The organism is Actinacidiphila paucisporea (genome assembly GCF_900142575.1).
GTDB classification, from domain to species: Bacteria; Actinomycetota; Actinomycetes; order Streptomycetales; family Streptomycetaceae; genus Actinacidiphila; species Actinacidiphila paucisporea.
On the sequence record NZ_FRBI01000006.1, the window covers coordinates 189,891 to 212,766 of the forward strand.

Sequence of the window (22,876 nt, forward strand, 5' to 3'; positions counted from 1 at the left end):
GTGCGCGGCTCAGCCGCGGCGCCATCGCCTGCCGTTCACCTGGCCGGGCTCGCACCCGATCACGTACCGCACCCGGCGGCCCAGCACGCGGCGCGCGGGGGCGCGGCAGCCGCGGGGGCGGCAGCCGGGGGCGAGGCGCGATTCCAGGGACACGCCACGCACTCTACTGGTCGCGGCCGGGGCGCAGTGCCGGGTGGGCCCCCGCGGCGACCAGATCGGCCACCGCCGTGCGGGGGTCGCGCCCGGTGACCAGCGACTCGCCGACGAGCACCGCGTCGGCGCCGTCGTTCGCGTACGCGATCAGGTCGTGCGGGCCGCGGACACCGGACTCGGCGATCTTCACGATGTGGTCGGGGATCTCGGGGGCGATCCGCGCGAAGTTGCCCCGGTCGACCTCCAGGGTCTTCAGGTCGCGCGCGTTCACACCGATGATGCGCGCGCCCGCGTCCACCGCCCGGCCGGCCTCCTCCTCGTCGTGGACCTCGACGATCGGGGTGAGCCCGATGGACTCGGCCCGCTCGATGAGCGAGACCAGCGCGGGCTGGTCGAGCGCGGAGACGATCAGCAGCGCGAGGTCGGCGCCGTAGGCGCGGGCCTCCCACAGCTGGTAGGCGGTGACGATGAAGTCCTTGCGGAGCACCGGGATGTCGACCTTGGCACGTACGGCTTCGAGGTCGGCCAGCGAGCCGCCGAAGCGGCGCTGCTCGGTGAGGACGCTGATGACGGCGGCGCCGCCCGCCTCGTAGTCGGCGGCCAGGCCCGCGGGGTCGGCGATCGCGGCGAGCGCGCCCTTGGACGGGCTGGACCGCTTGACCTCGCAGATGACCTTGACGGCCTCGCCGCGCAGGGCGGCGACCCCGTCCTTGGCGTCCCGCGCCCTGGCGGCGCGCTCCTTGAGTTCGTCGAGGGAGACCCGTGCCTGCCGTTCGGCGAGGTCTGCGCGGACTCCGTCGATGATCTCGTCGAGCACACTCACGCGAGGCTCCCTTTCCGGCCGGCCGTGCTGCGAAATGTTCGGCCGGTGGCGGAAACCTCCGGCACTGCGATGGTATCGGGCGGCGACCCGCCATCCCTCATCCGGTGATCGGCGGTCCCATCCCCTGGACAATCTTGCCCCGCCCGGTGGACCGGTCAGGGGACGAGCGCGGCACCGAACGGCAGGTTCCTGACCACGGTGAAGGCCAGCAGCAGCCCGCATAGCGCGTAGAGCGCGCCCGGGGACAGTGCCGGGTCGAAGCGCCTGCCGCGCAGGGTGCGGCTGAACCAGAGCGTCCACACGACGGCGAAGACCGCGTATCCGGCGACGGCCGCGGCATTGCAGCCGATCGCGGTGCCGAGGTGGCCGTGGGCCAGCGCGTGGGCGCCGCGCAGGCCGCCGCAGCCGGGGCAGTAGACGCCCGTGTAGTACAGCAGCGGGCAGGCCGGGTAGTGGCCGGGCTGCCCGGGGTCGACGGCGGCGACGTAGCAGAAGCCCGCGGCGACGGCGCCGAGCACGCCGAGCGGTACGGCGACCGCCCGCAGCGTGCCGTGCCGGCCGGTGGTGGCCGCCGCGGCCCGGAGAGTGGTCACGGCGACGATTCTGCCCCCGGACACGCGAAGGCGCAGCGGACCGCTGCGCCAGGTGGCGGGACGGGCGGGGTCAGGCGCCGGCGTGCGCGGCGGCCTGCTCCTGCGGCTGCTCCTCGGTGCGCACGGCCTCGCTGTGCGCGTACGGCTCCACCTTGCGGCCGAGACCCATCATCTTCATGATCCCGCCGACCAGCGGGCCCAGCAGTATCACGCCCATGCTGCCCCAGAAGGGGACCGGCTGTGCGGCGACCATGAACGCCCCGCCGGCGCAGAAGCCGACGAAGGAGATGATCGATCCGGTCCACGCGGCCGGGGTGTGTCCGTGGTCGTAGTGGGCCGCCATGAATACTCCCTGATGCTCCCGGTGGGAGGCGACCGTCGCCTTCCACGTCGTCCCCCATTGTTGCGCGTATCGGCAGCGAACCTCGCACGGGGGTCGGGCGCGCCGTCCGCGCGGGTCCCGCGTGCGCCGACCCGGGCTACGCCTGGGTCGGGTCCTCGCCGCGGTCGAGGGCCTTCCACAGGTCCTCGGCCCGGTCCGGGTCGACGGCGGCCGGGCGGCCCGCCGCGGCGGCGGAGGCGGCGGCCCTGGCGCGGACCGGGCGGCGGGTGCCGGGGCGGTCGTAGCGGCTGGACATCGCGGGCCAGGCCGGTCCGTAGCGCAGCGCGAGCAGGCCGGCCAGCAGCAGCAGGGCGCCGCCGGCGGCGGAGACCAGCGGCCAGGCGGTGGTGGAGGTGTGCTCGGCGGTGGTGCGGGCGATGCCGGCGGCCGTACCGGCGGCGCTGTTGATCGCCGCGTGGTCGCCGCGCCTGGACAGCGCCGTGACGACGACGCCGAGCCCGCTGAGGGCGAGCAGCGCGGCGACGGCGTAGCGGCCGGCCCTGCGGACGGCGAAGACGGCGACCAGCGAGGCCAGCCCGACCAGGGCGAGCGCGCCGGGCAGCGCGGTGGTGTCGGTGCCGGTGGCGTGCACCGGCAGCCGGGTGGCGCCGAGGGCGGCGGCACCGCGCGACCAGGTCTTGCCCGCCGCGACCAGCACCAGGCTCGCCCCGACCGCGCCTGCGGGCAGCGCGACGGCCAGCGTCCGCGTCCCGGCACGCCGGGGCGCGGTGTCCGGCTCGGTGGTGGGCGCGGGGTCCGGGGCTGGGCGGGACTGCTGCGGGACGGAGGTCACCGGTCCACTATCCCCTGCCGGCAGCCGGACGCCTCGACCGGGGTCCGGGGCGGGGCGGTGTGGCGGCCGCCCCCCGCAGGTCAACGGCGGGGCGTCAGTGGTTCATCACGTTGGCCGTCGCGACCGCCCGCAGCACCGCGGCGGCCTTGTTGCGGCATTCGGTGTCCTCGGCGTCCGGGTCGGAGTCCGCGACGATGCCCGCGCCCGCCTGGACGTAGGCCACGCCGTCGCGCAGCACCGCGGTACGGATCGCGATGGCCGTGTCGGAGTCGCCGGCGAAGTCCAGGTAGCCGACGCAGCCGCCGTAGACCCCGCGCCTGGTCGGCTCCAGCTCCTCGATGATCTGCATCGCGCGCGGCTTGGGCGCGCCGGACAGGGTGCCGGCCGGGAAGCACGCGGTGAGCACGTCGAAGGCGGTCTTCCCCGGGGCGACCCGCCCGGTGACGGTCGAGACGATGTGCATCACGTGCGAGTACCGCTCGACCGACATGAAGTCGACCACCTCGACGCTGCCCGGCTCGCACACCCGGCCCAGGTCGTTGCGCCCGAGGTCGACCAGCATCAGGTGCTCGGCCCGCTCCTTGGGGTCGGCGAGCAGCTCCTCGGCGAGCGCCGCGTCGGCCTGCGGGGTCGCCCCGCGCGGCCTGGTGCCCGCGATCGGGTGCACCATCGCCCGGCCGTCCGCGACCTTCACCAGCGCCTCGGGGCTGGAGCCGACCACGTCGAAGCCGTCGAAGCGCAGCAGGTACATGTACGGCGACGGGTTGGTCGTCCGCAGCACCCGGTAGACGTCCAGGGCACTGGCGGTGCACTCGGTCGTCATCTCCTGCGACAGGACGACCTGGAAGGCCTCGCCGGCGTGGATGCGCTCCTTGATGTCCTTGACCGCGTCCGTGTAGCGCGGGCCGCCGAAGCTCCAGCCGACGCCGAACTCGATCGACGCGGGAAGCGCCGTCGGCCGCTGCGGCACGGCGCGGCCCAGGTCCGCCTCCATCGCGTCGAGGCGGGCGACGGCGTCGGCGTAGGCCTCGTCGACGCCGGTGTCCTGGTCGTTGTGGTTGATCGCGTTGGCGATCAGCAGCACCGTGCCGTCCCAGTGGTCGAGCACCGCGAGATCGGAGGTCAGCAGCATCGTCAGTTCCGGCAGCCGCAGCGAGTCGTGCGTGCTGTCGCCGATGCGCTCCAGGCGGCGCACGATGTCGTAGCCGAGATAGCCGACCATGCCGCCGGTGAAGGGCGGCATGCCCGCGGTCAGGTCGCGCGGGGTGTGCAGCGCCTCGACGGTGGCGCGCAGCGCGGCCAGCGGGTCGCCGTCGACCGGGACGCCGACCGGCGGGGTGCCCAGCCAGCGCGCCTGCCCGTCGACGGCGGTCAGCGCCGCGGCGGAGCGCACGCCCACGAAGGAGTAGCGCGACCAGGAACCGCCGCCCGCGCCGCTGGTGTCGGCCGACTCCAGCAGGAAGGTGCCGACGCGCTCCGCCGCGAGCTTGCGGTACAGCCCGACCGGCGTGTCGCCGTCCGCGAGGAGCCGCCGGCTGACCGGGATGACGCGGCGGTCCACCGCCAGCTTGCGGAACGTATCGAGGTCCATGGCCGCAGACCTTACTAGGGCCTGTGACGGCCTGACGGACGGGACTTGTCAGCCCGCGCCGAGGCCCGGCGCGGGCAGCAGCACGCCCGAGTCGAAGCATGTGCGGTCCCCCGTGTGGCAGGCCGGGCCGACCTGGTCGACCTTCACCAGCACGGTGTCGCCGTCGCAGTCCAGCGCGACCGACTTCACGTGCTGCACGTGCCCCGAGGTGTCGCCCTTGACCCAGTACTCGCCGCGGCTGCGGCTCCAGTACGTGCAGCGGCCGGTGGTCAGCGTGCGGTGCAGCGCCTCGTCGTCCATCCAGCCCAGCATCAGCACCTCACCGGTGTCGTACTGCTGGGCGACGGCGGGCACCAGACCGTCGGAGGTGCGCTTGAGGCGGGCGGCGATGGCGGGATCGAGCGAGGTCGCGGACATGCCCCCATGATGCCGCCGGACGCGCCCGCGGCCGAAACCGCGTCCGGCCGGCGGTCCCGCGGCACGGCCCGCCGCCTCCCCTCCCGGCCGAGCCCGATGCGCCGTCCGGCTGAGAAAGATGTCGACAACCGGCAAAAAGGGTAAGCACATTGAGCCGTCACCCACCTGTCGCGGGGTTGTTACCCGCCGACGTCACCCGTATGGGGCATCCTTCCACCATGGGTTTTCCACCGCCGCCGCACAATGGACCGCCGCCGCCTCCCGAGCAGGGCGGTGGGTTCGGCCCGCCGCCGCAGGGTTTCGGCCCGCCGCCGCCCGCCGACGGCTACGGCCCGCCGCCCGCCGACGGCTACGGCTACCCGCCGCAGGGCGGTGGCTACGGGCCGCCCGGACCGCCCGGACCGCCGGTCCCGCCCGCCGGTTACGGCTATCCCGGCGGCGGTTACCCCGGCGGCTACCCGCCGCCGCAGCCGCCGCGCAAGCACACCAAGCGCAACGTGTGGATCGCGGTCGGCGCGGTCGCCGTGGTCGGCGCGGTCGTCGGCGGCATCGCCGCGTCCGGCGGCGGCAGCGACAAGCCCAGCGCCAAGGACACCCCCAAGGCGTCCACGCTCACCACGCTGCCGACGATTCCGACCGTGCCGATGCCCACCTTCACGCTGCCCTCGGACTTCCCGAGCCTGGACCTGCCGACCGACTTCCCGTCGAGCAGCGACGAGCCCCGGCCGTCGGCGACCAGCGGGGAGGAGATGCCGTACGTGGTGGTCGACCCCGGCAAGTGCTTCGACGCGCCCTCGATGACGCCCGGCATCTCCACCGTCCGGACGGTGTCCTGCTCCTCGGCGCACGACGCGCAGGCCATCGCCAACAAGACGCTGTCCGGCACCTTCGCGACCGAGGACGCCATCGAGAAGAAGGCGTTCGCGCTGTGCGAGGCCGACGCCACCAAGCACGCGCCGGCCGGCGGCGACTACTACTCCTACGTGCTGTTCCCGCAGCTGATCACCTATCAGCTGCAGGGCCGCAACACCGTCACCTGCTCCCTCACCCTCAACGACGGGACCAACGGCAAGAAGCTGCACAGCAAGCTGAGCTGACCGGCGGTGGCGCGGGAAGCGGGCGCCGGCGCCCGCCGGTCGTTAACCTGGCGGCATGACGACCCATGCGCAGCGTGAACGTCTGCTTCTCGCCGACCTGCTGGAGAGCGCGGGGCCCGAAGCGCCGACCCTCTGCGAGGGTTGGACCGCCCGGGACCTCGCCGCGCACGTCGTGGTGCGCGAGCGCCGCGGGGACGCCGCCGCCGGGCTCATCGTCCCGCAGCTCGCGGCCCGGCTCGAACGCGTGCGCGGCGAGTATGCGCGGCGGCCGTACGAGGAGCTGATCCAGCTGATCAGGACCGGGCCGCCGCGGCTGTCGCCGTTCGCGCTCAAGCAGCTCGACGAGGCGTCCAACACGGTGGAGTTCTACGTCCACGCCGAGGACGTGCGTCGGGCGCAACCCGACTGGGCGCCGCGCGAGATCGACCCGGTCTTCGCCGACGCGCTGTGGTCCCGGCTCGAACGCGTCGCGCGCGTCACGGGCCGGCGCTCGCCTGTCGGCCTCGTGCTGCGCCGGCCCGACGGCCAGACGGTGGTGGCCCACCGCGGCTCCCCCGTCGTGACGGTCACCGGCTCCCCCGCCGAGCTCACCCTCTTCGCCTTCGGCCGCCAGGACGCCGCCGACGTCGTCGCCGAAGGCGACAAGGCGGCCGTGGGCGCAGCCCACGCCGCCAAGCTCGGGCTGTAAGCCGCCCGTTCCCCCTTCCCGCCTGCCGCGGGGGCCCGTTCTGTTGCGTGCACAGTGCCGGTGCGGTGTGGCTGGGGCGCAGTTCTCCCCCAGAGCAACGCCTGGGGGTACCCCCACGCGCCCCTGAGGTGGCAGCCCCGGTCTGTCGCCGGCACAGTGCCGGTCCGTCGTGGCTAAGGGCTGTCCCGTAATCCGCGGCGGGCGCGCGACGACAGCTACGGCACCTCGCTGCGTTGTCGGGCTCGTCCGAATACGACCCGGTATGAGGGCGACCCTTCGCCTTGCGATGCACCGCATCTGACGCCGCGCGCTGGTCCACCGCGGATTACGGGACAGCCCTTAGGAGGGGAGTTCCGCGGAGCGGAGGTGGGGGAGGAAGGCGGTGAAGGTGCCGCCCAGGGCGGCGAGGGTGGCGCTGGTGAGGAAGACGTGGGGGGCGCCGAAGGTGCCGGTCGCGGCGGCGAAGAGGGGGTAGGCCAGGGGGGCCAGGCCGAAGCTGGTGAGGCTCATGACGGAGGTGACGCGGCCGAGGTACGCGGCGTCCGTGGCCGTCTGGATGAGGGCCGCGGCCAGCCCGCCGCAGATGCCGCAGACCAGGCCGGCCACGAAGGCGACGGCGACCGCGGCGGTCAGGACGGGGGCGACGCCGATGGTGCCGACGGCCGCGGCCCCCACGAAGACCGCGGCTATCTGCACGGCGCCGGCCCGGCGCACCCGGCCGCGTACGGCGAGCAGCAGCGCGCTGGCCGCGGCCCCGGCGCCGAACGCCGCGATGATCCAGCCATATCCCGCGGCGCCCCATCCGCGTTCCTGCGCGAGGAGCACCATGCCGACGTTGAGCGGCCCGACGAGGCCGAGTTCGCAGAGCGCGCCGGACAGGACCAGGGGGCCGACCACCCGGTGGCGGCGGATGTAGCGCAGCCCGTCGCGCAGCTCCCGGGCGGCCGGCGCCCGGGTGCCCGGCGCGGTGGTGGGCAGCGGGGTGATGCGGGTGCCGAGCAGCAGCGGGACGGACGTGGCGAAGAGCAGGCCGGCGACCGCGAAGGCGGCGGACGCCCCGCCGAGGCCCATCGCGAGGCCGCCGACCGGGGGCCCCACGACCGTGCCGAGCCGTACGGTCAGCGCGCGCAGGCCCTGCAGGCGTGCCAGTTGGTCGGGTGTGGTGATCCGGGGCGGCAGCGCCCCGACCGCGGGCATGAACAGCGCGTCGACGGCGCCGAAGACCAGCGCGACGGCGACCAGCAGCCACAGTCCGGGCGTCGCCAGCGCGAGCGCCGCGGCGGCGGCGACGATCAGGGCGCAGCGGACGGCGTCGCTGCCGATGACGACCAGGCGCGGGCCGAAGCGGTCGGCGATCACTCCTCCGCCGAGCATGAGGACGGCCCTCGGCACCGCGCCCGCGGCCATGACGAGGCCGACCTGCGCGGGCGCCGCGACCTTGGCGGCGGCGAAGCCGAGGGCGACGAAGTAGACGGAGTCGCCGAGGAGGGACGCGGTGTAGGCGGTGAGCCAGCGCAGGACGTTGCCGTCGCGGTACGCGGGCCGTGCGGTGGAGCCGGTGGCGGTTGTCACGGTCGCCGTCATGAGCGGTCCTCAGGTCAGGGGCGGTAGGGGAAGCCGTACATCTGGACGGCCACGTGCTCGCGGCCCTCGGTGTCGCCCGCGTCCTCCGCGTCCCGGCCGCGGTCGGTCCAGCGCTGCATCAGCTCGCCGATCTCTTCGGCCATCTGCTGCAGTTCGGCCGCGGTGAGCAGCGGCATGAACTCGGAGGAGAAGGACGCGTTGGTCCATTCGCGGGGCCAGGCGGACTGCTGGTCCAGGTACTGCTCGTAGCGCTCGGCGCGGGTGGCGAGCAGCTGCCTGGTGACCTGGGCGAGCACGGCCGCGCCTTCCGGCCGGTCGTCGAAGTCGGCGCTGCGGAAGGAGAACCCGCGCTCGGCGGAGACCTTCCACCAGCGCTCGCGGCCGTCCGTGCCGTGCTCGGGGGCCTCGACGATGAAGCCGTGCGCGGCCATCTTCCGCAGGTGGTAGCTGACCAGTGAGACCGCCTCGTCGACCTGGTCGGCGAGGTGGGAGGCGGTCGCGGTGCGGGCCGTGAACAGCGCCCGGTAGAGGCGGATGCGCAGCGGGTGGGTGAAGACCTTGAGGGCGTCGAGGTCGGTGATGCGCTGGGAGCGTTCCTGTTCGGTCACGCCGCCAGGCTAGGTGTGCAAGTAAATTTGCGCAATGGAAGTTGCGCAATATTTCTTTCTCACCTGATCGCGCCCGTCCGCCCCTGCCGCCCCGGCAGGATGACCGCCATGTCTCTCGACGGCACCCGTGCGCATCTCAGCGGCCCCGGTGATCTGCCGCCCCTGGTGGAGCGCGCCGCCCTCACCGCGACCCGGCTGGACTTCCCCTACTCCTGCCGGCCCGAGCAGGGCCGGCTGCTGCGCGCGCTCGCCGCGGGCGCGGAACGCATCGGCGAGACCGGCACCGGCTGCGGGGTCGGCCTGGCCTGGCTGGTCTCCGGCATGCGGGGCGGCGCCTCGGCGGTCAGCGTCGAGCAGGACGCCGCCCGGGCCGGGGCCGCGGCGGACCTCTTCGGCGCCCTCGCGCCCTGGGTCACCGTGCGGCACGCCGACTGGACGGCGATCGCCGAGCACGGCCCCTTCGACCTGCTGGTCCTGGACGGCGGCGGCCAGGGCAAGGGGGACGGCCCGGCGGCCGACCCGGCCGCGCTGCTGCGGCCGGGCGGCGTGCTGGTCATCGACGACTTCACCCCGTCGCGGGGCGGGCCCCCGGTCCACGACGGCCGCCCCGACACCGCCCGCCTGCACTGGCTCGACCACCCGGCACTGCGTACGGTCGAGGTCCCGCTGGCCCCCGACCTGGCGGTGCTGGTCGGGACGCGGCGCTGACCGGCCTCAGCGCACCGGGTGCCCGGCTTCGCGCAGCGCGGACTTGACCTCGGGGATGCGCAGGTCGCCGAAGTGGAAGACGGACGCGGCCAGTACGGCGTCCGCGCCCGCGGCGACGGCCGGCGGGAAGTCGGCCAGCCGTCCCGCGCCGCCGGAGGCGATCACCGGGACGGACACCCGGGAGCGCACCGCCGCGATCATCTCGGTGTCGTAGCCGTCCTTCGTGCCGTCCGCGTCCATCGAGTTGAGCAGGATCTCGCCGGCGCCCAACTCGGCCGCCCGCTCGGCCCATTCGACGGCGTCCATGCCGGTGCCGCGGCGACCGCCGTGCGTGGTGACCTCGAAGCCGGCGCCGGAGGCGGCCCGCCGCGCGTCCACCGACAGCACGAGCACCTGCCGCCCGAAGCGCTCCGCGATCTCCCGGATCAGCTCGGGCCGGGCGATGGCCGCGGTGTTGACGCCGACCTTGTCGGCGCCGGCCCGCAGCAGCTTGTCGACGTCCTCGGCGCTGCGCACCCCGCCGCCGACGGTGAGCGGGATGAAGACCTGCTCCGCGGTGCGGCGCACCACGTCGTAGGTGGTCTGGCGGTCGCCGGAGGACGCGGTGATGTCCAGGAAGGTCAACTCGTCGGCGCCCTGGGCGTCGTAGAGCCTGGCCATCTCGACCGGGTCGCCCGCGTCCCGCAGGTTCTGGAAGTTGACGCCCTTGACGACCCGGCCGCCGTCCACGTCGAGGCAGGGGATGACGCGCACCGCGAGGGTCATTCGGTGTCTCCTCGGAAAGCTTCGATCTCGACTTCCACCAGCACCCGGGAGTCCATGAAGCCGGCCACCAGGACCATCGTGGTGACCGGGCGGACGTCACCGAACAGCTCGCGGTGGGCGCGGCCCGCGTCGTCGGCGTCCCGGGCGTGGCTCAGGTACATCCGGGTGCGGATGACGCTGTCCGGCCCCAGGCCGAACGGTTCCAGTGCCGCCAGCGCGTTGCCGAAGGCCAGCAGCGTCTGCTCGTACGGGCTGCCCTCGCCTCTGACCGCGCCGTCGACGAGCGGCATGGTGCCGGCGACCAGCACCGTGTCCCCCGCGGCGACGGCACGGGCGAAGCCGATCGTCTCCTCCAGCGGACTGTCGGACTGCTCGCGCCGTACTGCGGGGGTTCCGGTCATCGTGACACTGCCTCCAAGGCCTCTTCGAGCGTGAACGCCTTCGCGTAGAGCGCCTTTCCGACGATCGCGCCCTCCACGCCCTGCGGAACAAGAGACGCGATGGCCCGCAGATCGTCAAGGCTGGACACGCCGCCGGACGCGACGACCGGGCGGTCGGTGGCCGCGCACACACCGGTGAGCAGCTCCAGGTTCGGGCCCTGGAGGGTGCCGTCCTTGGCGATGTCGGTGACGACGTAGCGGGCGCAGCCCTCGGAGTCCAGCCGGGCCAGCGTCTCGTAGAGGTCGCCGCCGTCGCGGGTCCAGCCGCGGCCGCGCAGGGTGGTGCCGCGCACGTCCAGGCCGACCGCGATCTTGTCGCCGTGCTCGGCGATGACCTTGGCGACCCACTCCGGGGTCTCCAGCGCGGCGGTGCCCAGGTTGACCCGGGTGCAGCCGGTGGCGAGCGCCGCGGCGAGCGTGTCGTCGTCGCGGATGCCGCCGGACAGCTCGACCTTGATGTCCATGGTGCGGGCCACCTCGGCGATACGCGCCCGGTTGTCGCCGGTGCCGAAGGCCGCGTCGAGGTCCACCAGATGCAGCCACTCCGCGCCCGCGCCCTGCCAGGCGAGCGCCGCGGCGAGCGGGTCGCCGTACGACGTCTCGGAGCCGGACTCGCCGTGCACGAGGCGTACGGCCTGGCCGTCGCGTACGTCGACGGCGGGGAGCAGTTCGAGCTTGGTCATCGGGGTGCGTCCTCGCGGGTGGGGTCGGGTCGGGTCGGTGGGCTAGAGGGTGTCGAGCCAGTTGGCGAGCAGGAGGGCGCCGGCCTCACCGGACTTCTCCGGGTGGAACTGGGTGGCCCACAGCGGGCCGTTCTCCACCGCGGCCACGAAGGGCTCGCCGTGGGTGGTCCAGCTGACCTTCGGGCTGCTGATGCGCTCGCTGCGCGCCTCCAGCTCCCAGCTGCGGACCGCGTAGGAGTGCACGAAGTAGAAGCGGGCGTCGTCGTCGGTGCCCGCGAACAGCCGGGAGCCCTCGGCGGCCTTGACCGTGTTCCAGCCCATGTGCGGGACGACGGGGGCCTGCAGCGGCTCGACGGTGCCGGGCCACTCGTCCAGGCCCTCGGTCTCGACGCCGTGCTCGATACCGCGGGCGAAGAGGATCTGCATGCCGACGCAGATGCCCATCACCGGCCGCCCGCCGGCCAGCCGGCGTCCGACGATCCACTCGCCGCGTACGCCCCTGAGCCCGGCCATGCACGCCTCGAAGGCGCCGACGCCGGGCACCAGCAGGCCGTCGGCCCGCATCGCCTTGTCGAAGTCGGCGGTGATCTCGACGTCGGCGCCGGCGTGCGCGAGGGCGCGCTCGGCCGAGCGGACGTTGCCGAATCCGTAGTCGAGGACGACGACGCTCTTGCTCATCCCTGCCCCCTAGAGCTGTAGCAGGCCGGTGACGAGTGCCGTCACCGAGCCGATGGCGACCAGCGCGATCAGGCTCTTGGACATCTTCTGCTGCCAGAACGAGTACACCCCGCCGGCCAGGAACAGCCCCAGCAGGATGAAGAGGGTCGATCCCTTGTTCACTGTGTTTGTCCGTTCGCTTCTCCGCCCGCGCGGCGACAGCTCGCGCGGCGTCCTGACTGCGGCTGAGTGGCCTTGCGCGCGTCGCTCACAGCGCGCCCTTCGTCGACGGCAGGATCCCGGCGGCGCGCGGGTCGCGCTCGCTGGCGTAACGCAGGGCCCTGGCAAGGGCCTTGAACTGGCACTCCACGATGTGGTGCGCGTTGCGCCCGTAGGGCACGTGCACGTGCAGGGCGATCTGGGCCTGGGCGACGAAGGACTCCAGGATGTGCCGGGTCATCGTGGTGTCGTACGAACCGATCATCGGCGCCATGGTCTCCGGCTCGGTGTGCACCAGGTAGGGGCGGCCCGAGAGGTCCACGGTGACCTGGGCGAGCGACTCGTCCAGCGGGACCGTGCAGTTGCCGAAGCGGTAGATGCCGACCTTGTCGCCGAGGGCCTGCTTGAAGGCGGCGCCGAGCGCGAGCGCGGTGTCCTCGATGGTGTGGTGGGTGTCGATGTGCAGGTCGCCCTCGGTCTTCACCGACAGGTCGAACAGCCCGTGCCTGCCGAGCTGGTCCAGCATGTGGTCGTAGAAGCCGACGCCGGTGGACACGGCGACCTGCCCGGTGCCGTCGAGGTCGATCTCGACGACCACCGACGTCTCCTTGGTGGTGCGCTCGACGCGGCCCACGCGGGTCATACCTGCTCCTCAGTAGTGCGGTGTTCCTTGGTGCTGTGCTCCTTGGTGCTGTGCTCCTTGAAGACGGCTCGCGCCGCGTCCAGGAACGCGTCGTTCTCGGCGGGCGTGCCGACCGAGACCCGCAGCCAGCCGGGCACGCCGTTGTCCCGTACCAGCACGCCGTGGGCGAGCACCGCCTCCCACGCGGTGTGGCTGTCGGCGAACCGGCCGAACTGCACGAAATTCGCGTCGGAGTCGACCACCTCGTAGCCGGTGGCGCGCAACTCGCGGACCACCCGGTCGCGTTCGTCCTTCAGCTGGTTCACGTAGCCGAGCAGCGTGTCGGTGTACTCCAGCGCGGCCAGCGCGGTCGCCTGGGTGACCGCGGACAGGTGGTAGGGCAGCCGGACGATCTGCACCGCATCGACCACGGCGGGGTCGGCGGCCAGGTAGCCCAACCGCAGCCCGGCGGCGCCGAAGGCCTTGGACATGGTGCGGGTCAGCACCAGGTGGGGCCGGCCCTCGATGAGCGGCAGCAGCGACGGCCGGTGCGAGAACTCGCCGTAGGCCTCGTCCACCACGACCAGGCAGGGGCGGGCGGCCTGCGCCGCCTCGTACAGCTCCACCACCGTCTCCGCGGCGACCGCGGTGCCGGTCGGGTTGTTGGGCGAGCAGACGAAGACGACCTCGGGGCGGCGCTCGGCGATCTCCCGCACGGCCGCGGCCACGTCGATGGTGAAGTCGGCCCTGCGCGGCCCGGAGATCCAGCCGGTACCGGTGCCGCGGGAGATCAGCGCGTGCATCGAGTACGACGGCTCGAAGCCGATCGCCCGGCGGCCGGGGCCGCCGAAGGTCTGCAGCAGCTGCTGGATGATCTCGTTGGACCCGTTCGCCGCCCAGACCTGGGCCAGGCCGACCCGGTGGCCGGCGGTCCTGCTGAGATACGCCGCGAGCGCGGTGCGCAGCTCGACCGCGTCCCGGTCCGGGTAGCGGTTCAGGCCGCGCGCGGCCTCCGCGACCCGCTCGGCGATCCTGGCGACCAGGGCCTCGGGCAGCGGGTACGGGTTCTCGTTGGTGTTCAGCCGCACGGCGACATCCAGCTGCGGGGCCCCGTAAGGGGACTGGCCGCGCAGCTCGTCCCGGATGGGCAGGTCCTCGATGCGCGTCACGCGGCGTCCCCTCCGCCGAACCGCACCCGTACCGCCTCGCCGTGCGCGGGTAGGTCCTCGGCGTTCGCGAGCGTCACCACGTGGGCGGCGACCTCGGCCAGCGCGTCGCGCGAGTAGTCCACCACGTGGATGCCGCGCAGGAAGGACTGCACGGACAGGCCCGAGGAGTGGCAGGCGCAACCGCCGGTGGGCAGCACGTGGTTGGACCCGGCGCAGTAGTCGCCGAGCGAGACCGGGGCGTGCGGGCCGACGAAGACCGCGCCGGCGTTGCGCACCCGGGCGGCGGTCGCTGCGGCGTCCCTGGTCTGGATCTCCAGGTGCTCGGCCGCGTAGGCGTCCACCACCGCGAGGCCCTGGTCGAGCGTGTCGACCAGCACGGTCGCGGACTGGCGGCCGGACAGCGCGGCGGTGATCCGCTCGCGGTGCCTGGCCGCGGCGACCTGCACGTCCAGCTGCTTGTCGACCGCGTCGGCCAGCTCGGGCGAGGTGGTGACCAGCACCGCGGCGGCCAGCGGGTCGTGCTCGGCCTGGCTGATCAGGTCGGCGGCGACGAAGGCGGGGTCGGCGGAGTCGTCGGCGAGGACCGCGATCTCGGTGGGCCCGGCCTCGGCGTCGATGCCGACGCGGCCCTTGAGCAGCCGCTTGGCGGCGGCCACGTAGATGTTGCCGGGGCCTGTGACCAGATTCACCGGGCGGCAGTCCTCGGTGCCGTAGGCGAACATCGCGATCGCCTGCGCGCCGCCGGTCGCGTAGACCTCGGTCACACCGAGCAGGGCGCAGGCGGCCAGGATGGTGGGGTGGGGCAGGCCGCCGAAGGCCTTCTGCGGGGGCGAGGCCACCGCGATGCCCTCGACGCCGGCCTCTTGGGCGGGCACCACGTTCATCACCACGGAGGACGGGTAGACCGCCAGGCCGCCGGGCACGTACAGCCCGACCCGCTCGACCGGCACCCACCGCTCGGTGACCGTGCCGCCGGGCACCACCTGGGTGGTGACGTCGGTGCGGCGCTGCTCGCGGTGCACGATCCTGGTCCGCCGCACCGACTCCTCCAGCGCGGCCCTGACGGCCGGGTCGAGGTCGGCCAGCGAGCTCTCCAGCGCCGCCGCGGGCACCCGCAGCGAGGCGGGGCGCACCCCGTCGAAGCGCTCCCCGTGGTCGAGCACCGCCGCCGAGCCCCGACGGCGCACGTCCTCGCAGATCGGCCGCACTGCCTCCAGCGCGGCCTCCACGTCGAAGTCGGCACGGGGCAGCAGGTCGCGGTCGATGCCGCCCTCGGGGAAGGCGGCGCCGCGCAGGTCGATTCGGGAGATCACCCTGCCAAGTGTAGAGACCCAGGTCTGCGGGCCGGTCGCAGGTTCCACTCCGTGATACGCCGCTGTCGCCCCGACCCGCTACGGTGTGCGGCGCGACGACGGGGAGGGGAATCGGATGGCAGGGGCGGCCGGCGGGGCACCGCCGGATGACTGGACGCCGGTGGAACGCCGCATGTGGCAGGCCTTCCGCGAGGGCCGCACCTGCGACCTGCGCACCGGGCGCGCCGCCCCGGACGACCCTCCCCCGTGGCTGGGCCCGGGGGCACCCCAGGACGACCCCGGCTGGGGCGTCGGCCGTACCGTGCGCGCCCAGGCTGTCGCGGAGCTGCTGCTCGACGGGCCGCCCGCGGTGCCGGGGCGGGTGGCGGCGCTGAAACTCGCCGGGATGCGGATCAGCGGGCGGCTGATGCTCTCCGGCGGCACGGTGACGCCGTACGTCCAGCTCGACGACTGCCGCTTCGACGACCCGCTGATGCTCCAGGAGTGCCGGGTCGGCAGCATGCGCATGGTGCGCTGCCGGATGCCCAGGATCGAAGCGGCCAGGATCCAGGTCGGCGGCGACCTGCACCTGCCGCAGTGCCTGGTCACCGGGGGTATCCGGATGGCCGACGCGCAGATAGGCACCGACCTGCTGCTCAACCAGCTCACCGTGCGGCGCGGCCGGGCCGCCCAGGCGTTCGCCGCGGACGGGCTGACCGTCGGCCAGGACGTCGACGCCGAACTCATCGACGTCACCGGGGAGTTCAGCCTGCGCAGCGCCCGCATCGGCGGTCGGCTCAGCCTGCGCGGCGCGACCCTGCGCAATCCCGACGGCCGGCAGGCACTCAACGCCGCCCGTATCGCCGTCGAGCACACGCTGTACCTGTCCGGCGGGTGGAACGCCAGGAGCGCCGGCGGCTCGTCCGCGCCGCCGCCGGAAGGCGTCACCGTGCGGGACTTCACCTGCCACGGCGGGCTCCGCCTCGACGACGGGCGGTTCGGCAACGCGATGATCATCAGCCGGGCGCGCTTCTCGCTGACCGGCGACCAGCAGGTCTCGCTGCGGCGCATCCAGACGCCCGAGCTGTGCTTCACGCTGCCGCGGGCGCCGGAGGGCCCCGTCGTGCTGTCCGGCTCGAAGATCGGCAAGCTCAACGACGCCGTGGGTGCGTGGCCCGCGCCCGGGCGGCTGCGGATGACCGGCTTCAGCTACGACACCCTCACCCCGCTCGCCGAATTCCCGCTCCGCGAACGGCTCGCCTGGCTCCGGGCGGCGACCCCGGAGTTCCGGCCCGAGCCGTACGAGCGGCTGGCCGCGGCGCTGCGGGCCGCGGGCGAGGACGCGGAGGCCCGCGAGGTGCTGCTCGCCCGGCAGCGCCGCCGCCGCGACACGCTGCCGGTCGCCGGCCGCGTCTGGGGCTGGCTCCAGGACATCACCGTCGGCTACGGCTACCGCCCGGGCCGCGCCGCGGTCTGGATGGGGGTGCTCTGGGCGCTGGGCGCGCTCTACTTCGCCCTCCACCACGCTCCCCCGGCGGCGGACGCGGGCGGTTACCGGCCGCACTGGAGTCCGGCCCTCTACGCCCTGGACCTGCTCCTGCCGGTCATCGACCTGGGCCAGGACAACGCGTGGCGCGAGTCCGGGTCCGCGCAATGGGTCGCCTCCCTCCTCACCCTCCTCGGCTGGATGCTCGCCACCACCGCCGCGGCCGGCGCTACCCGCCTCCTGCGCCGGTCCTCCTGATCCCGGGTGCCCCCGCCCCGCCCTCCCCCCGGCCGCCGGGGACGGGGCCGGCCCCCTGGGGGAGAGGGAAAGGGGCGTACTGGCCCGCGGAAGAGGCCGTACGCTGGCTCACTGTGACCGATCGGATTCCGCTCTTCCCCCTGGGTACCGCACTGTTCCCCGGCCTCGTGCTCCCGCTGAACGTCTTCGAGGAGCGCTACCGCGCCCTGGTGGCGGATCTGCTGGCCCTCCCGGAGGACGCCCCGCGGCGATTCGGCGTGGTCGCGATCAAGAACGGCCAGGAGGTGGCCCCCACGGGGCAGGAGGGCAGGGCCGCGGGCCCGGCCGCGGGCCTCGGCGAGGACCCGCTCGCCGCCCTGCACGGCATCGGGTGCATCGCGGACGCGACGGGTATCGCCGAGCGCGACGACGGCGGCTACGAGCTGGTCGCCACCGGCCTGCTCCGCTTCAAGCTGCTCTCGCTGGACGCCAGCGGCCCGTTTCTGACCGCGGAGATCGAGGAGATCCCGGAGGACCCGGGCGGGGGCGCGGGTGCGCTGGCCGCGGAGGTGACGCGGGTGTTCGGCGCGTACCAGAAGCGGCTGGCGGGCGCGCGGGAGCGCACCCTGGCGCCGGGCCAGGACTTCCCCGACGACCCGACCGTGCTGTCGTACCTGGTCGCGGCCGCGCTGATCGCGGAGACGCCGACGAAGCAGGCGCTGCTCGAACAGCCGAGCAGTGCGGCCCGGCTGGCCGCGGAGCTGCGGCTGCTGCGCCGCGAGACCGCGGTCATGGAGAAGCTTCCGTCGCTGCCCGCGGTCGATCTGACCAGCCAGCCGATCAGTGCGAACTGACGTGGGCGGGAAGAGGGGCGGCTCCGCCGGGGGGACTCCCGCGACGGTCGCGCTGGAGAAGGCCGGCGTGGCCTTCACCCTGCACGCCTACGAGCACGACGGCTCGTCCGGACTGTCCTACGGCGACGAGGCCGCAGCCGCCCTCGGGACAAGCCCCGAGCGGGTGTTCAAGACGCTGATCGCGGAGGTCGACGGCGTCCTGACCGTCGCGGTCGTCCCGGTCGCCGGCTCACTCGACCTCAAGGCACTGGCCACGGCGGCCGGCGGCAAGCGGGCCGCGATGGCGGACCCGGCAGTGGCCGAACGCACCACCGGCTACGTCCTGGGCGGCATCTCCCCCCTGGGCCAGCGCAAGCGCCTCCCCACGGTCCTGGACGCCTCGGCCCTCCCCTTCCCGACGATCTTCGTCTCCGCGGGCAAGCGCGGCCGCGAAGTCGAGCTGGCGCCCGCCGACCTCCAAGCCCTGACGTCCGCGACGTCCGCCCCCATCGGCCGCCCCTTAGCCCCTGCGCGTCGGGGGGCCGCCCCCCAGGGGCGCGTGGGGGCCTGCGCGACCAGCCGTCAACCGGCGCACGGGTCGCCACCGACCCGAAGGGGCTGCTCGGTCCGCGTCGGACCACCGCCCGGTGATGGGCTGGGCGCGCAGTTCCCCGCGCCCCTGACGTGGTGGCCGCCCGTCACCACACAACGGCCCCGACCTAGGAGCCCCCTCCGCCCTGGAGGGCAACCCCCCCAGGGGAGCGGGGAACGGCGCGACCAGCCGTCGACCGACTGCACGTCGCCACCGGCCCGAAGGGGCTGCTCGGTCCGTACCGGACCACCGCCCGGTGACGGGCCGGGCGCGCAGTTCCCCGCGCCCCTGAGGCGGTGGCCGCCCGTCGCCGCACAACGGCACCGGCCGGCTGGGCACGCAGATTCGGCACCCCGCAGGGGGTGGGCCCCCGGGCTATTCGTCCTGGGCCGGAGGGGGCGGCGGCGGTGGGGGCCACTGCGGGGTCTGGGAGTCGGCGAAGTCCGTATCGTGCGGCTCACGCGGGCCGAAGGCGGAGGTCAGCGCCAGGTGGACGATCATCGCCGCGACGGACCATGCGACGAGCGCGGACTTGGCCCGCAGTTCGAGGGGCGCGTCGAAGACGACCTTCGGGCCGACCGCCGTGGCGTGAGCCACGATGTCGGTGTCGGGACCGAGCCAGACGCCGAGGCGCCAGCCGACGACGGAGGCCAGGATGCCGCCGGCGGCGAGGCCGAGGACGACGCCGACCCCGCCGCGGCGGTAGCGCCAGAAGACCGCCGCGGCGGTGAGCACGCCGAGCCCGGCGGCGATGAGCGCGAAGGCGCCGTCGCCGCCGATCGCCTCCTCGCCCTCGGTGTCCTTGAGGTAGACCGCCTTGCCGTCGGAGACCAGCGGGACGCGGGGCGACAGCCACAGCCAGAGCAGGCCGAGCGCGATTCCGCACACCGTGACCAGCAGCGCGACGAGCGCGCCTCTGCCGACCTCGGAGAGCACCGCCTTCCTGCGGTCCCCGCCCTTGCCGGGGCCGGACCCGGGGCCCGGATCGGGCGGCAGGTGCGGCGAGTGGTCGTGGGGAGTCAGGGGAGCGGTCACCTGCCCATCGTGCCAGGTACGGATGTGGGACGCCTCATCGGCAGGCGGCCCTGCGGTAGGCCCGGGTGGCGACCGCCAGCGAGGCGACGCCGACGGCGGCGCACACCGACAGGTCGCCGAGTACCGCCGCCCAGTCGGTGCCGGCGCTGCCGCCCAGCGTACGGGCGAACGCCTCGACGCCGTAGGTGGACGGCAGCAGGTCGCGCACCCAGCCGATGGGCGCGGGAAGGTGCGAGGCGGGCAGTACGCCGAGCAGCAGGGCCGCGGACATGCCCAGCTGGCCGAAGAGCGTGGCGATCTCCTGGCGGGGCGCCAGCAGCCCGAGGGCGGCCCCGAGGCCGGACAGGGCGGCGCCGGCCAGCGGGATGACCACGGCGAGCACCCACAAGGTGGTGAGCGTCAGGTGGAAGAGCACGCACCCGACGATCGCGGTGAGCAGCGTGCCGGGCACGGTGAAGGACGCGTAGGCGCCGGCCGCGCCCAGGACGACGGCGGCGGGCGGCACCGGCAGGGTGGCGTAGTGGTCGAGGCCGCCGGAGGCCCGCAGCTGCCCGAAGTACTGCGCCAGCAGGTTGAGGGCGACGAAGGCCACGACGAGGACGCTGGAGCCGGCGACGACGGCCCGTGCGGCCTCGCCGTCGCCCGCGTCGACGACGCCGCGCATCATGACCATGATCCCGACGGACTGGAAGGTGGCCACGAACAACAGCGGGATCCGCGCCACCCGGGCGCGGGAGAGCTGCGCCCGGTAGACGGCCGCGAAGGCGGACCAGAACCGCGCGCGGGGCGCGAGCGGCGCGGCCTCCCCGGCGTTCACGGTGCCGACGGCGGCCCCGCCCCGCCCGGGCCCGGTCTGTGCGATGACGGTCATCTGCGGCCTCCCGGCCTGGGAGCCGGGCCGGCCGGGACCGGTGCGCCCGTGCGGCGGCGAACCGTGTTCACGATTTCACCAGGCCCTTCGAGCGGCCGCCCAGGGCCAGGTAGACGTCTTCCAGGCTGGGGGTGGCCAGCGTGAAGTCGTCCAGGGAGGCGTAGGCGGGGCCGGCGGTGAGCTGGGCGACGGTGGTGCGGGCGTGGTCGTGGGGCAGGCGCAGGGTCCAGCGGCGGCCTGCGATGTCGGCCAGCGGGTGGAGCGCGGCGATCTCCGGGAGGTCGAGCGGCGGGTCGGTGCGCCAGACGAGGTCGAGGCGTACCTCGTCGGCGACCAGGGCGCGCAGGCCCGCGGGGGTGTCGCAGGCGATGACCCGGCCGTGGTCGAGCACGGCGACCCGGTCCAGCACGGTCTCGGCCTCGATGACGTTGTGCGTGACCAGCAGCACGGTGGCGCCGTTCTCCGTCCTGCGGCGGCCGAGCGCGGCCCACACCGCCCGGCGGGCGACCGGGTCCATGCCGGTGGTGGGCTCGTCGAGGACCAGGACGGGCCGCTCCCCCACCAGGGCCGCGGCGAAGCAGGCCAGCCGGCGCTGGCCGCCGGAGAGGCGCTTGATCGGGCGGGACGCGATCGTGCCGAGTTCGAGCTCGTCGAGCACGGCGTCCCTGGCGGCGCGGGCGGCGGCCGCGCCCAGGCCGCGCAGCCGCCCGGTGGTCTCGGCGGCCAGCGACACGGTCAGCTCGTCCAGCGCGATGGACTCCTGGCCGAGGTAGCCGATCAGCCGGGCGGCCCGGTCGGGGTGGCGTACGAGGTCGTGGCCGAGCAGGTCGATGCTGCCCGCGTCCGGCCGCAGCAGGCCGGTGAGCTGGCGTACGAGCGTGGTCTTGCCGGCCCCGTTGGGACCGAGGATGCCGAACAGCTCGCCGCGCCGCACGTCGAGGTCGATGCCGTCGCTGGCCCGTACGAGGGCGGGCTCGGCGGCGGGGCCGCGACGGCGCAGCCCGCGGCGGCGCGCGCCGGAGCCGGCCGGGTACGTCCTGATCAGTCCGCGCACGGTACACACCGTGTCGCGGGCCGCGGCGACCGCCGGGGGCGCCTTGTCCTCCGTGCCCGTGTTCACGAGGATCGAGACTACGCGGCGCGGACGGCTTGTGGGGCAACGGGGGTTGTACGCAGGGACCCGCACCGCGGGTCAGTCGCCGCCCTGGCCGTGCTCGACGCCGGTACGGGTGTCGATCTCGCGCCAGAATCCGGCCCTGATCGCGTACCGGTCGTGCTCGTCGATCTGGTCGTCCTTGTGGGCGAGCAGGCCGAAGCGGGCGGCGTATCGCAGCAGCTCGCCGTCGATGCGGTGTGGGACCCGGGGGTAGTGGGTGGACAGCTGCTGGAGCTGGCCGGTGTCGGTGAGGCGGGCGATCCAGCGGCGGGCGAAGACCTGGCCCACCTCGTAGGGGTCGCCGCTGACAGCGGTGATGTCGGCCTCCCGGTCGGCCCAGCGCTGCTCGGCGGTGGTCAGCTGGGCCAGGGTGGGCAGGCCGCTGGTGTCGGGCAGGTCGGGGCCGCCGGCGCGGTCGGTCCAGCCCTTGTCGGACGACCAGCGCAGGGTGGCGTTGGGGGCGGGGTGCGGGGCGGCCGGCGGGGCGGCGTGCTGCTTGCCGAGGCCGGCCAGGTCCTTGGGGGTGGGTACGCCCCTGCTGCCGGATCCGGCCGGCTCCGCGGGTTCGGCGGTCGGCACGGTGCCGTTGTCCGCGGGATGCGGGTGTGGGTGCGGGTGCGGGTGCGGGTGCGGGGGGTGGGGTGGATGGGCCGGGTGGTCGAGGTGGTCGAGGTGCGGCTCCTGCGGGGGCGCCCCGGCGGACTCGGGCAGCGGCGCGGACAGGATCGCGGCGATCTCCGGGCCGATGTCGGGCCGCGTACCGCCCACCGGGGGGCAGATCCCGTCCCTCGCCCTGATCGCGGCGGTGATCCACTCCCGGTCGAGGACCCGGCGCTCGTCGGCTTCGGCGACCAGGTCCTCCGACTGGTTGTAGTCGCCGTCGGCGGCCTGGACGGCCCACAGGTGGACGGCGACGCCGTGCTCCTTGGCGGACATCATGCCGGGCAGCAGGTCGCCGTCGCCGGTGACCAGGACGATGTCGGAGCAGGCCCGGTTGCGGGCCAGCTCCGACAGCTCGGCGTGCATGGCGGCGTCGACGCCCTTCTGCGCCCACCGGCCGTCCGTCCGGGTGAGTGCGCCGAGCCGTACGGTCACCCGCGGCATCACCCGCAGCCGGCGGTGCTCGGGTTGCGGAACGCGGTCGGGTGCGCCGTCGAACCAGTAGATCCGCAGCAGCGGCTGCCCCGTCTCGCGTTCGGCCCTTTCCCGCAGGCCAGCGACGACGCCGGCATGATCCACGACGATCCGGGAACGGGACGGTTCACCGGCCAGAAGGCTTGCTGCTGCGCCCAGTAGATATCCGGCGTCCACCAGGACGACGCAGCGGTCCATATCGCACCTCTTCCGGTCGCCCCCCTCGGCCCTGAATCCCCCCAGGTCCT

Annotated in this window: 26 protein-coding genes and 1 pseudogene; 6 read left to right on the top strand and 21 right to left on the bottom strand. The window is 74.4% G+C overall.

All coding sequences use genetic code 11. The annotated features are described in order from the left end of the window. Positions 1-9: 9 nt before the first annotated feature. From trpM to hisI, 7 genes are all read right to left on the bottom strand, one after another. The gene (trpM, locus tag BUE44_RS37845; protein WP_200804402.1) at positions 10-153 is read right to left on the bottom strand and encodes a tryptophan biosynthesis modulator TrpM; all 144 of its coding nucleotides are present in this window, start codon (positions 151-153) and stop codon (positions 10-12) included. Between the two features lie 10 nt (positions 154-163). Then, positions 164-976, bottom strand: a complete 813-nt coding sequence (trpC, locus tag BUE44_RS12275; protein WP_073497198.1) for an indole-3-glycerol phosphate synthase TrpC — start codon at positions 974-976, stop codon at positions 164-166. A gap of 155 nt (positions 977-1,131) precedes the next feature. Then, positions 1,132-1,569, bottom strand: coding sequence for a DUF2752 domain-containing protein (locus BUE44_RS12280; protein WP_073497200.1), 438 nt, complete (start codon positions 1,567-1,569; stop codon positions 1,132-1,134). Between the two features lie 70 nt (positions 1,570-1,639). After that, the gene (locus tag BUE44_RS12285; RefSeq protein ID WP_079189677.1) at positions 1,640-1,912 is read right to left on the bottom strand and encodes an HGxxPAAW family protein; all 273 of its coding nucleotides are present in this window, start codon (positions 1,910-1,912) and stop codon (positions 1,640-1,642) included. Positions 1,913-2,048: 136 nt separating this feature from the next. Further along, entirely contained in the window at positions 2,049-2,744 is a 696-nt protein-coding gene (locus BUE44_RS12290; RefSeq protein ID WP_073497202.1) for a TIGR02234 family membrane protein, read from the bottom strand. 94 nt (positions 2,745-2,838) lie between these two features. Further along, positions 2,839-4,335 carry an anthranilate synthase component I gene (locus tag BUE44_RS12295; protein WP_073497204.1) on the bottom strand — a complete coding sequence of 499 codons (1,497 nt, stop codon included), beginning with the start codon at positions 4,333-4,335 and terminating at the stop codon, positions 2,839-2,841. A gap of 48 nt (positions 4,336-4,383) precedes the next feature. Continuing rightward, positions 4,384-4,752: a phosphoribosyl-AMP cyclohydrolase gene (gene hisI, locus BUE44_RS12300; RefSeq protein ID WP_073497206.1), complete on the bottom strand. Its 369-nt coding sequence runs from the start codon at positions 4,750-4,752 to the stop codon at positions 4,384-4,386. Positions 4,753-4,970: 218 nt separating this feature from the next. Here hisI and BUE44_RS12305 point away from each other — a divergent pair, with 218 nt between their 5' ends. Both BUE44_RS12305 and BUE44_RS12310 read left to right on the top strand, forming a co-directional pair. Then, positions 4,971-5,849 (top strand): hypothetical protein, encoded by an 879-nt coding sequence (locus BUE44_RS12305; RefSeq protein WP_073497209.1) that lies wholly within the window; start codon positions 4,971-4,973, stop codon positions 5,847-5,849. A gap of 55 nt (positions 5,850-5,904) precedes the next feature. Continuing rightward, the gene (locus tag BUE44_RS12310; protein ID WP_073497211.1) at positions 5,905-6,537 is read left to right on the top strand and encodes a TIGR03085 family metal-binding protein; all 633 of its coding nucleotides are present in this window, start codon (positions 5,905-5,907) and stop codon (positions 6,535-6,537) included. 339 nt (positions 6,538-6,876) lie between these two features. Here BUE44_RS12310 and BUE44_RS12315 read toward each other — a convergent pair whose 3' ends face one another. Beyond that, the gene (locus tag BUE44_RS12315) at positions 6,877-8,121 is read right to left on the bottom strand and encodes an MFS transporter (RefSeq protein ID WP_073497213.1); all 1,245 of its coding nucleotides are present in this window, start codon (positions 8,119-8,121) and stop codon (positions 6,877-6,879) included. A gap of 14 nt (positions 8,122-8,135) precedes the next feature. Continuing rightward, a complete protein-coding gene (locus tag BUE44_RS12320) occupies positions 8,136-8,729 on the bottom strand; it encodes a winged helix-turn-helix domain-containing protein (RefSeq protein ID WP_073497215.1) in 594 nt (197 codons plus the stop codon). Between the two features lie 108 nt (positions 8,730-8,837). Between BUE44_RS12320 and BUE44_RS12325 the strand changes: the two genes are divergently transcribed. After that, positions 8,838-9,437: an O-methyltransferase gene (locus BUE44_RS12325; protein WP_073497217.1), complete on the top strand. Its 600-nt coding sequence runs from the start codon at positions 8,838-8,840 to the stop codon at positions 9,435-9,437. A 6-nt stretch (positions 9,438-9,443) separates the two neighbouring features. Here the strand turns inward: BUE44_RS12325 and hisF are convergent, their stop codons facing one another. From hisF to hisD, 8 genes are all read right to left on the bottom strand, one after another. Beyond that, entirely contained in the window at positions 9,444-10,202 is a 759-nt protein-coding gene (hisF, locus tag BUE44_RS12330; protein ID WP_073497219.1) for an imidazole glycerol phosphate synthase subunit HisF, read from the bottom strand. After that, on the bottom strand, positions 10,199-10,603 hold the full coding sequence (locus BUE44_RS12335) for a Rid family hydrolase (RefSeq protein ID WP_073497221.1): 405 nt from the start codon (positions 10,601-10,603) through the stop codon (positions 10,199-10,201). Before BUE44_RS12335 ends, hisF begins: the two co-directional genes overlap by 4 nt. Beyond that, positions 10,600-11,325: a bifunctional 1-(5-phosphoribosyl)-5-((5-phosphoribosylamino)methylideneamino)imidazole-4-carboxamide isomerase/phosphoribosylanthranilate isomerase PriA gene (priA, locus tag BUE44_RS12340; RefSeq protein ID WP_073497223.1), complete on the bottom strand. Its 726-nt coding sequence runs from the start codon at positions 11,323-11,325 to the stop codon at positions 10,600-10,602. The genes BUE44_RS12335 and priA overlap by 4 nt, the downstream gene beginning before the upstream one ends. Positions 11,326-11,367: 42 nt before the next feature. Then, a complete protein-coding gene (gene hisH / locus BUE44_RS12345) occupies positions 11,368-12,003 on the bottom strand; it encodes an imidazole glycerol phosphate synthase subunit HisH (RefSeq protein WP_073497225.1) in 636 nt (211 codons plus the stop codon). Between the two features lie 9 nt (positions 12,004-12,012). After that, positions 12,013-12,165: a hypothetical protein gene (locus BUE44_RS37850; RefSeq protein ID WP_200804403.1), complete on the bottom strand. Its 153-nt coding sequence runs from the start codon at positions 12,163-12,165 to the stop codon at positions 12,013-12,015. An 85-nt stretch (positions 12,166-12,250) separates the two neighbouring features. Further along, a complete protein-coding gene (gene hisB / locus BUE44_RS12350; protein ID WP_073497227.1) occupies positions 12,251-12,844 on the bottom strand; it encodes an imidazoleglycerol-phosphate dehydratase HisB in 594 nt (197 codons plus the stop codon). Continuing rightward, positions 12,841-13,992 carry a histidinol-phosphate transaminase gene (locus tag BUE44_RS12355; RefSeq protein WP_073497229.1) on the bottom strand — a complete coding sequence of 384 codons (1,152 nt, stop codon included), beginning with the start codon at positions 13,990-13,992 and terminating at the stop codon, positions 12,841-12,843. Before BUE44_RS12355 ends, hisB begins: the two co-directional genes overlap by 4 nt. Beyond that, positions 13,989-15,305, bottom strand: coding sequence for a histidinol dehydrogenase (gene hisD, locus BUE44_RS12360; RefSeq protein ID WP_073497231.1), 1,317 nt, complete (start codon positions 15,303-15,305; stop codon positions 13,989-13,991). The genes BUE44_RS12355 and hisD overlap by 4 nt, the downstream gene beginning before the upstream one ends. A 115-nt stretch (positions 15,306-15,420) precedes the next feature. Here hisD and BUE44_RS12365 point away from each other — a divergent pair, with 115 nt between their 5' ends. The 3 genes and pseudogenes from BUE44_RS12365 to ybaK form a co-directional block, all read left to right on the top strand. Then, the gene (locus BUE44_RS12365; RefSeq protein WP_073497233.1) at positions 15,421-17,028 is read left to right on the top strand and encodes an oxidoreductase; all 1,608 of its coding nucleotides are present in this window, start codon (positions 15,421-15,423) and stop codon (positions 17,026-17,028) included. Positions 17,029-17,141: 113 nt separating this feature from the next. Beyond that, positions 17,142-17,861 (top strand): LON peptidase substrate-binding domain-containing protein, encoded by a 720-nt coding sequence (locus tag BUE44_RS12370; RefSeq protein ID WP_073497235.1) that lies wholly within the window; start codon positions 17,142-17,144, stop codon positions 17,859-17,861. A 1-nt stretch (position 17,862) separates the two neighbouring features. After that, a pseudogene (gene ybaK / locus BUE44_RS12375) lies at positions 17,863-18,357 on the top strand (Cys-tRNA(Pro) deacylase); the annotation flags it as partial. A 450-nt stretch (positions 18,358-18,807) separates the two neighbouring features. On the opposite strand, the gene BUE44_RS12380 reads toward ybaK, so the two are convergent. The 4 genes from BUE44_RS12380 to BUE44_RS12395 all read right to left on the bottom strand — a co-directional run bounded on the left by BUE44_RS12380 (position 18,808) and on the right by BUE44_RS12395 (position 22,826). Further along, positions 18,808-19,467, bottom strand: a complete 660-nt coding sequence (locus tag BUE44_RS12380) for a hypothetical protein (RefSeq protein ID WP_079189679.1) — start codon at positions 19,465-19,467, stop codon at positions 18,808-18,810. A gap of 34 nt (positions 19,468-19,501) precedes the next feature. Next, on the bottom strand, positions 19,502-20,338 hold the full coding sequence (locus tag BUE44_RS12385) for an ABC transporter permease (protein ID WP_079189680.1): 837 nt from the start codon (positions 20,336-20,338) through the stop codon (positions 19,502-19,504). Between the two features lie 67 nt (positions 20,339-20,405). Then, positions 20,406-21,458: an ABC transporter ATP-binding protein gene (locus BUE44_RS12390; protein ID WP_073497239.1), complete on the bottom strand. Its 1,053-nt coding sequence runs from the start codon at positions 21,456-21,458 to the stop codon at positions 20,406-20,408. A 72-nt stretch (positions 21,459-21,530) separates the two neighbouring features. Next, positions 21,531-22,826: an NYN domain-containing protein gene (locus BUE44_RS12395; protein WP_073497242.1), complete on the bottom strand. Its 1,296-nt coding sequence runs from the start codon at positions 22,824-22,826 to the stop codon at positions 21,531-21,533. Positions 22,827-22,876 lie beyond the last annotated feature (50 nt).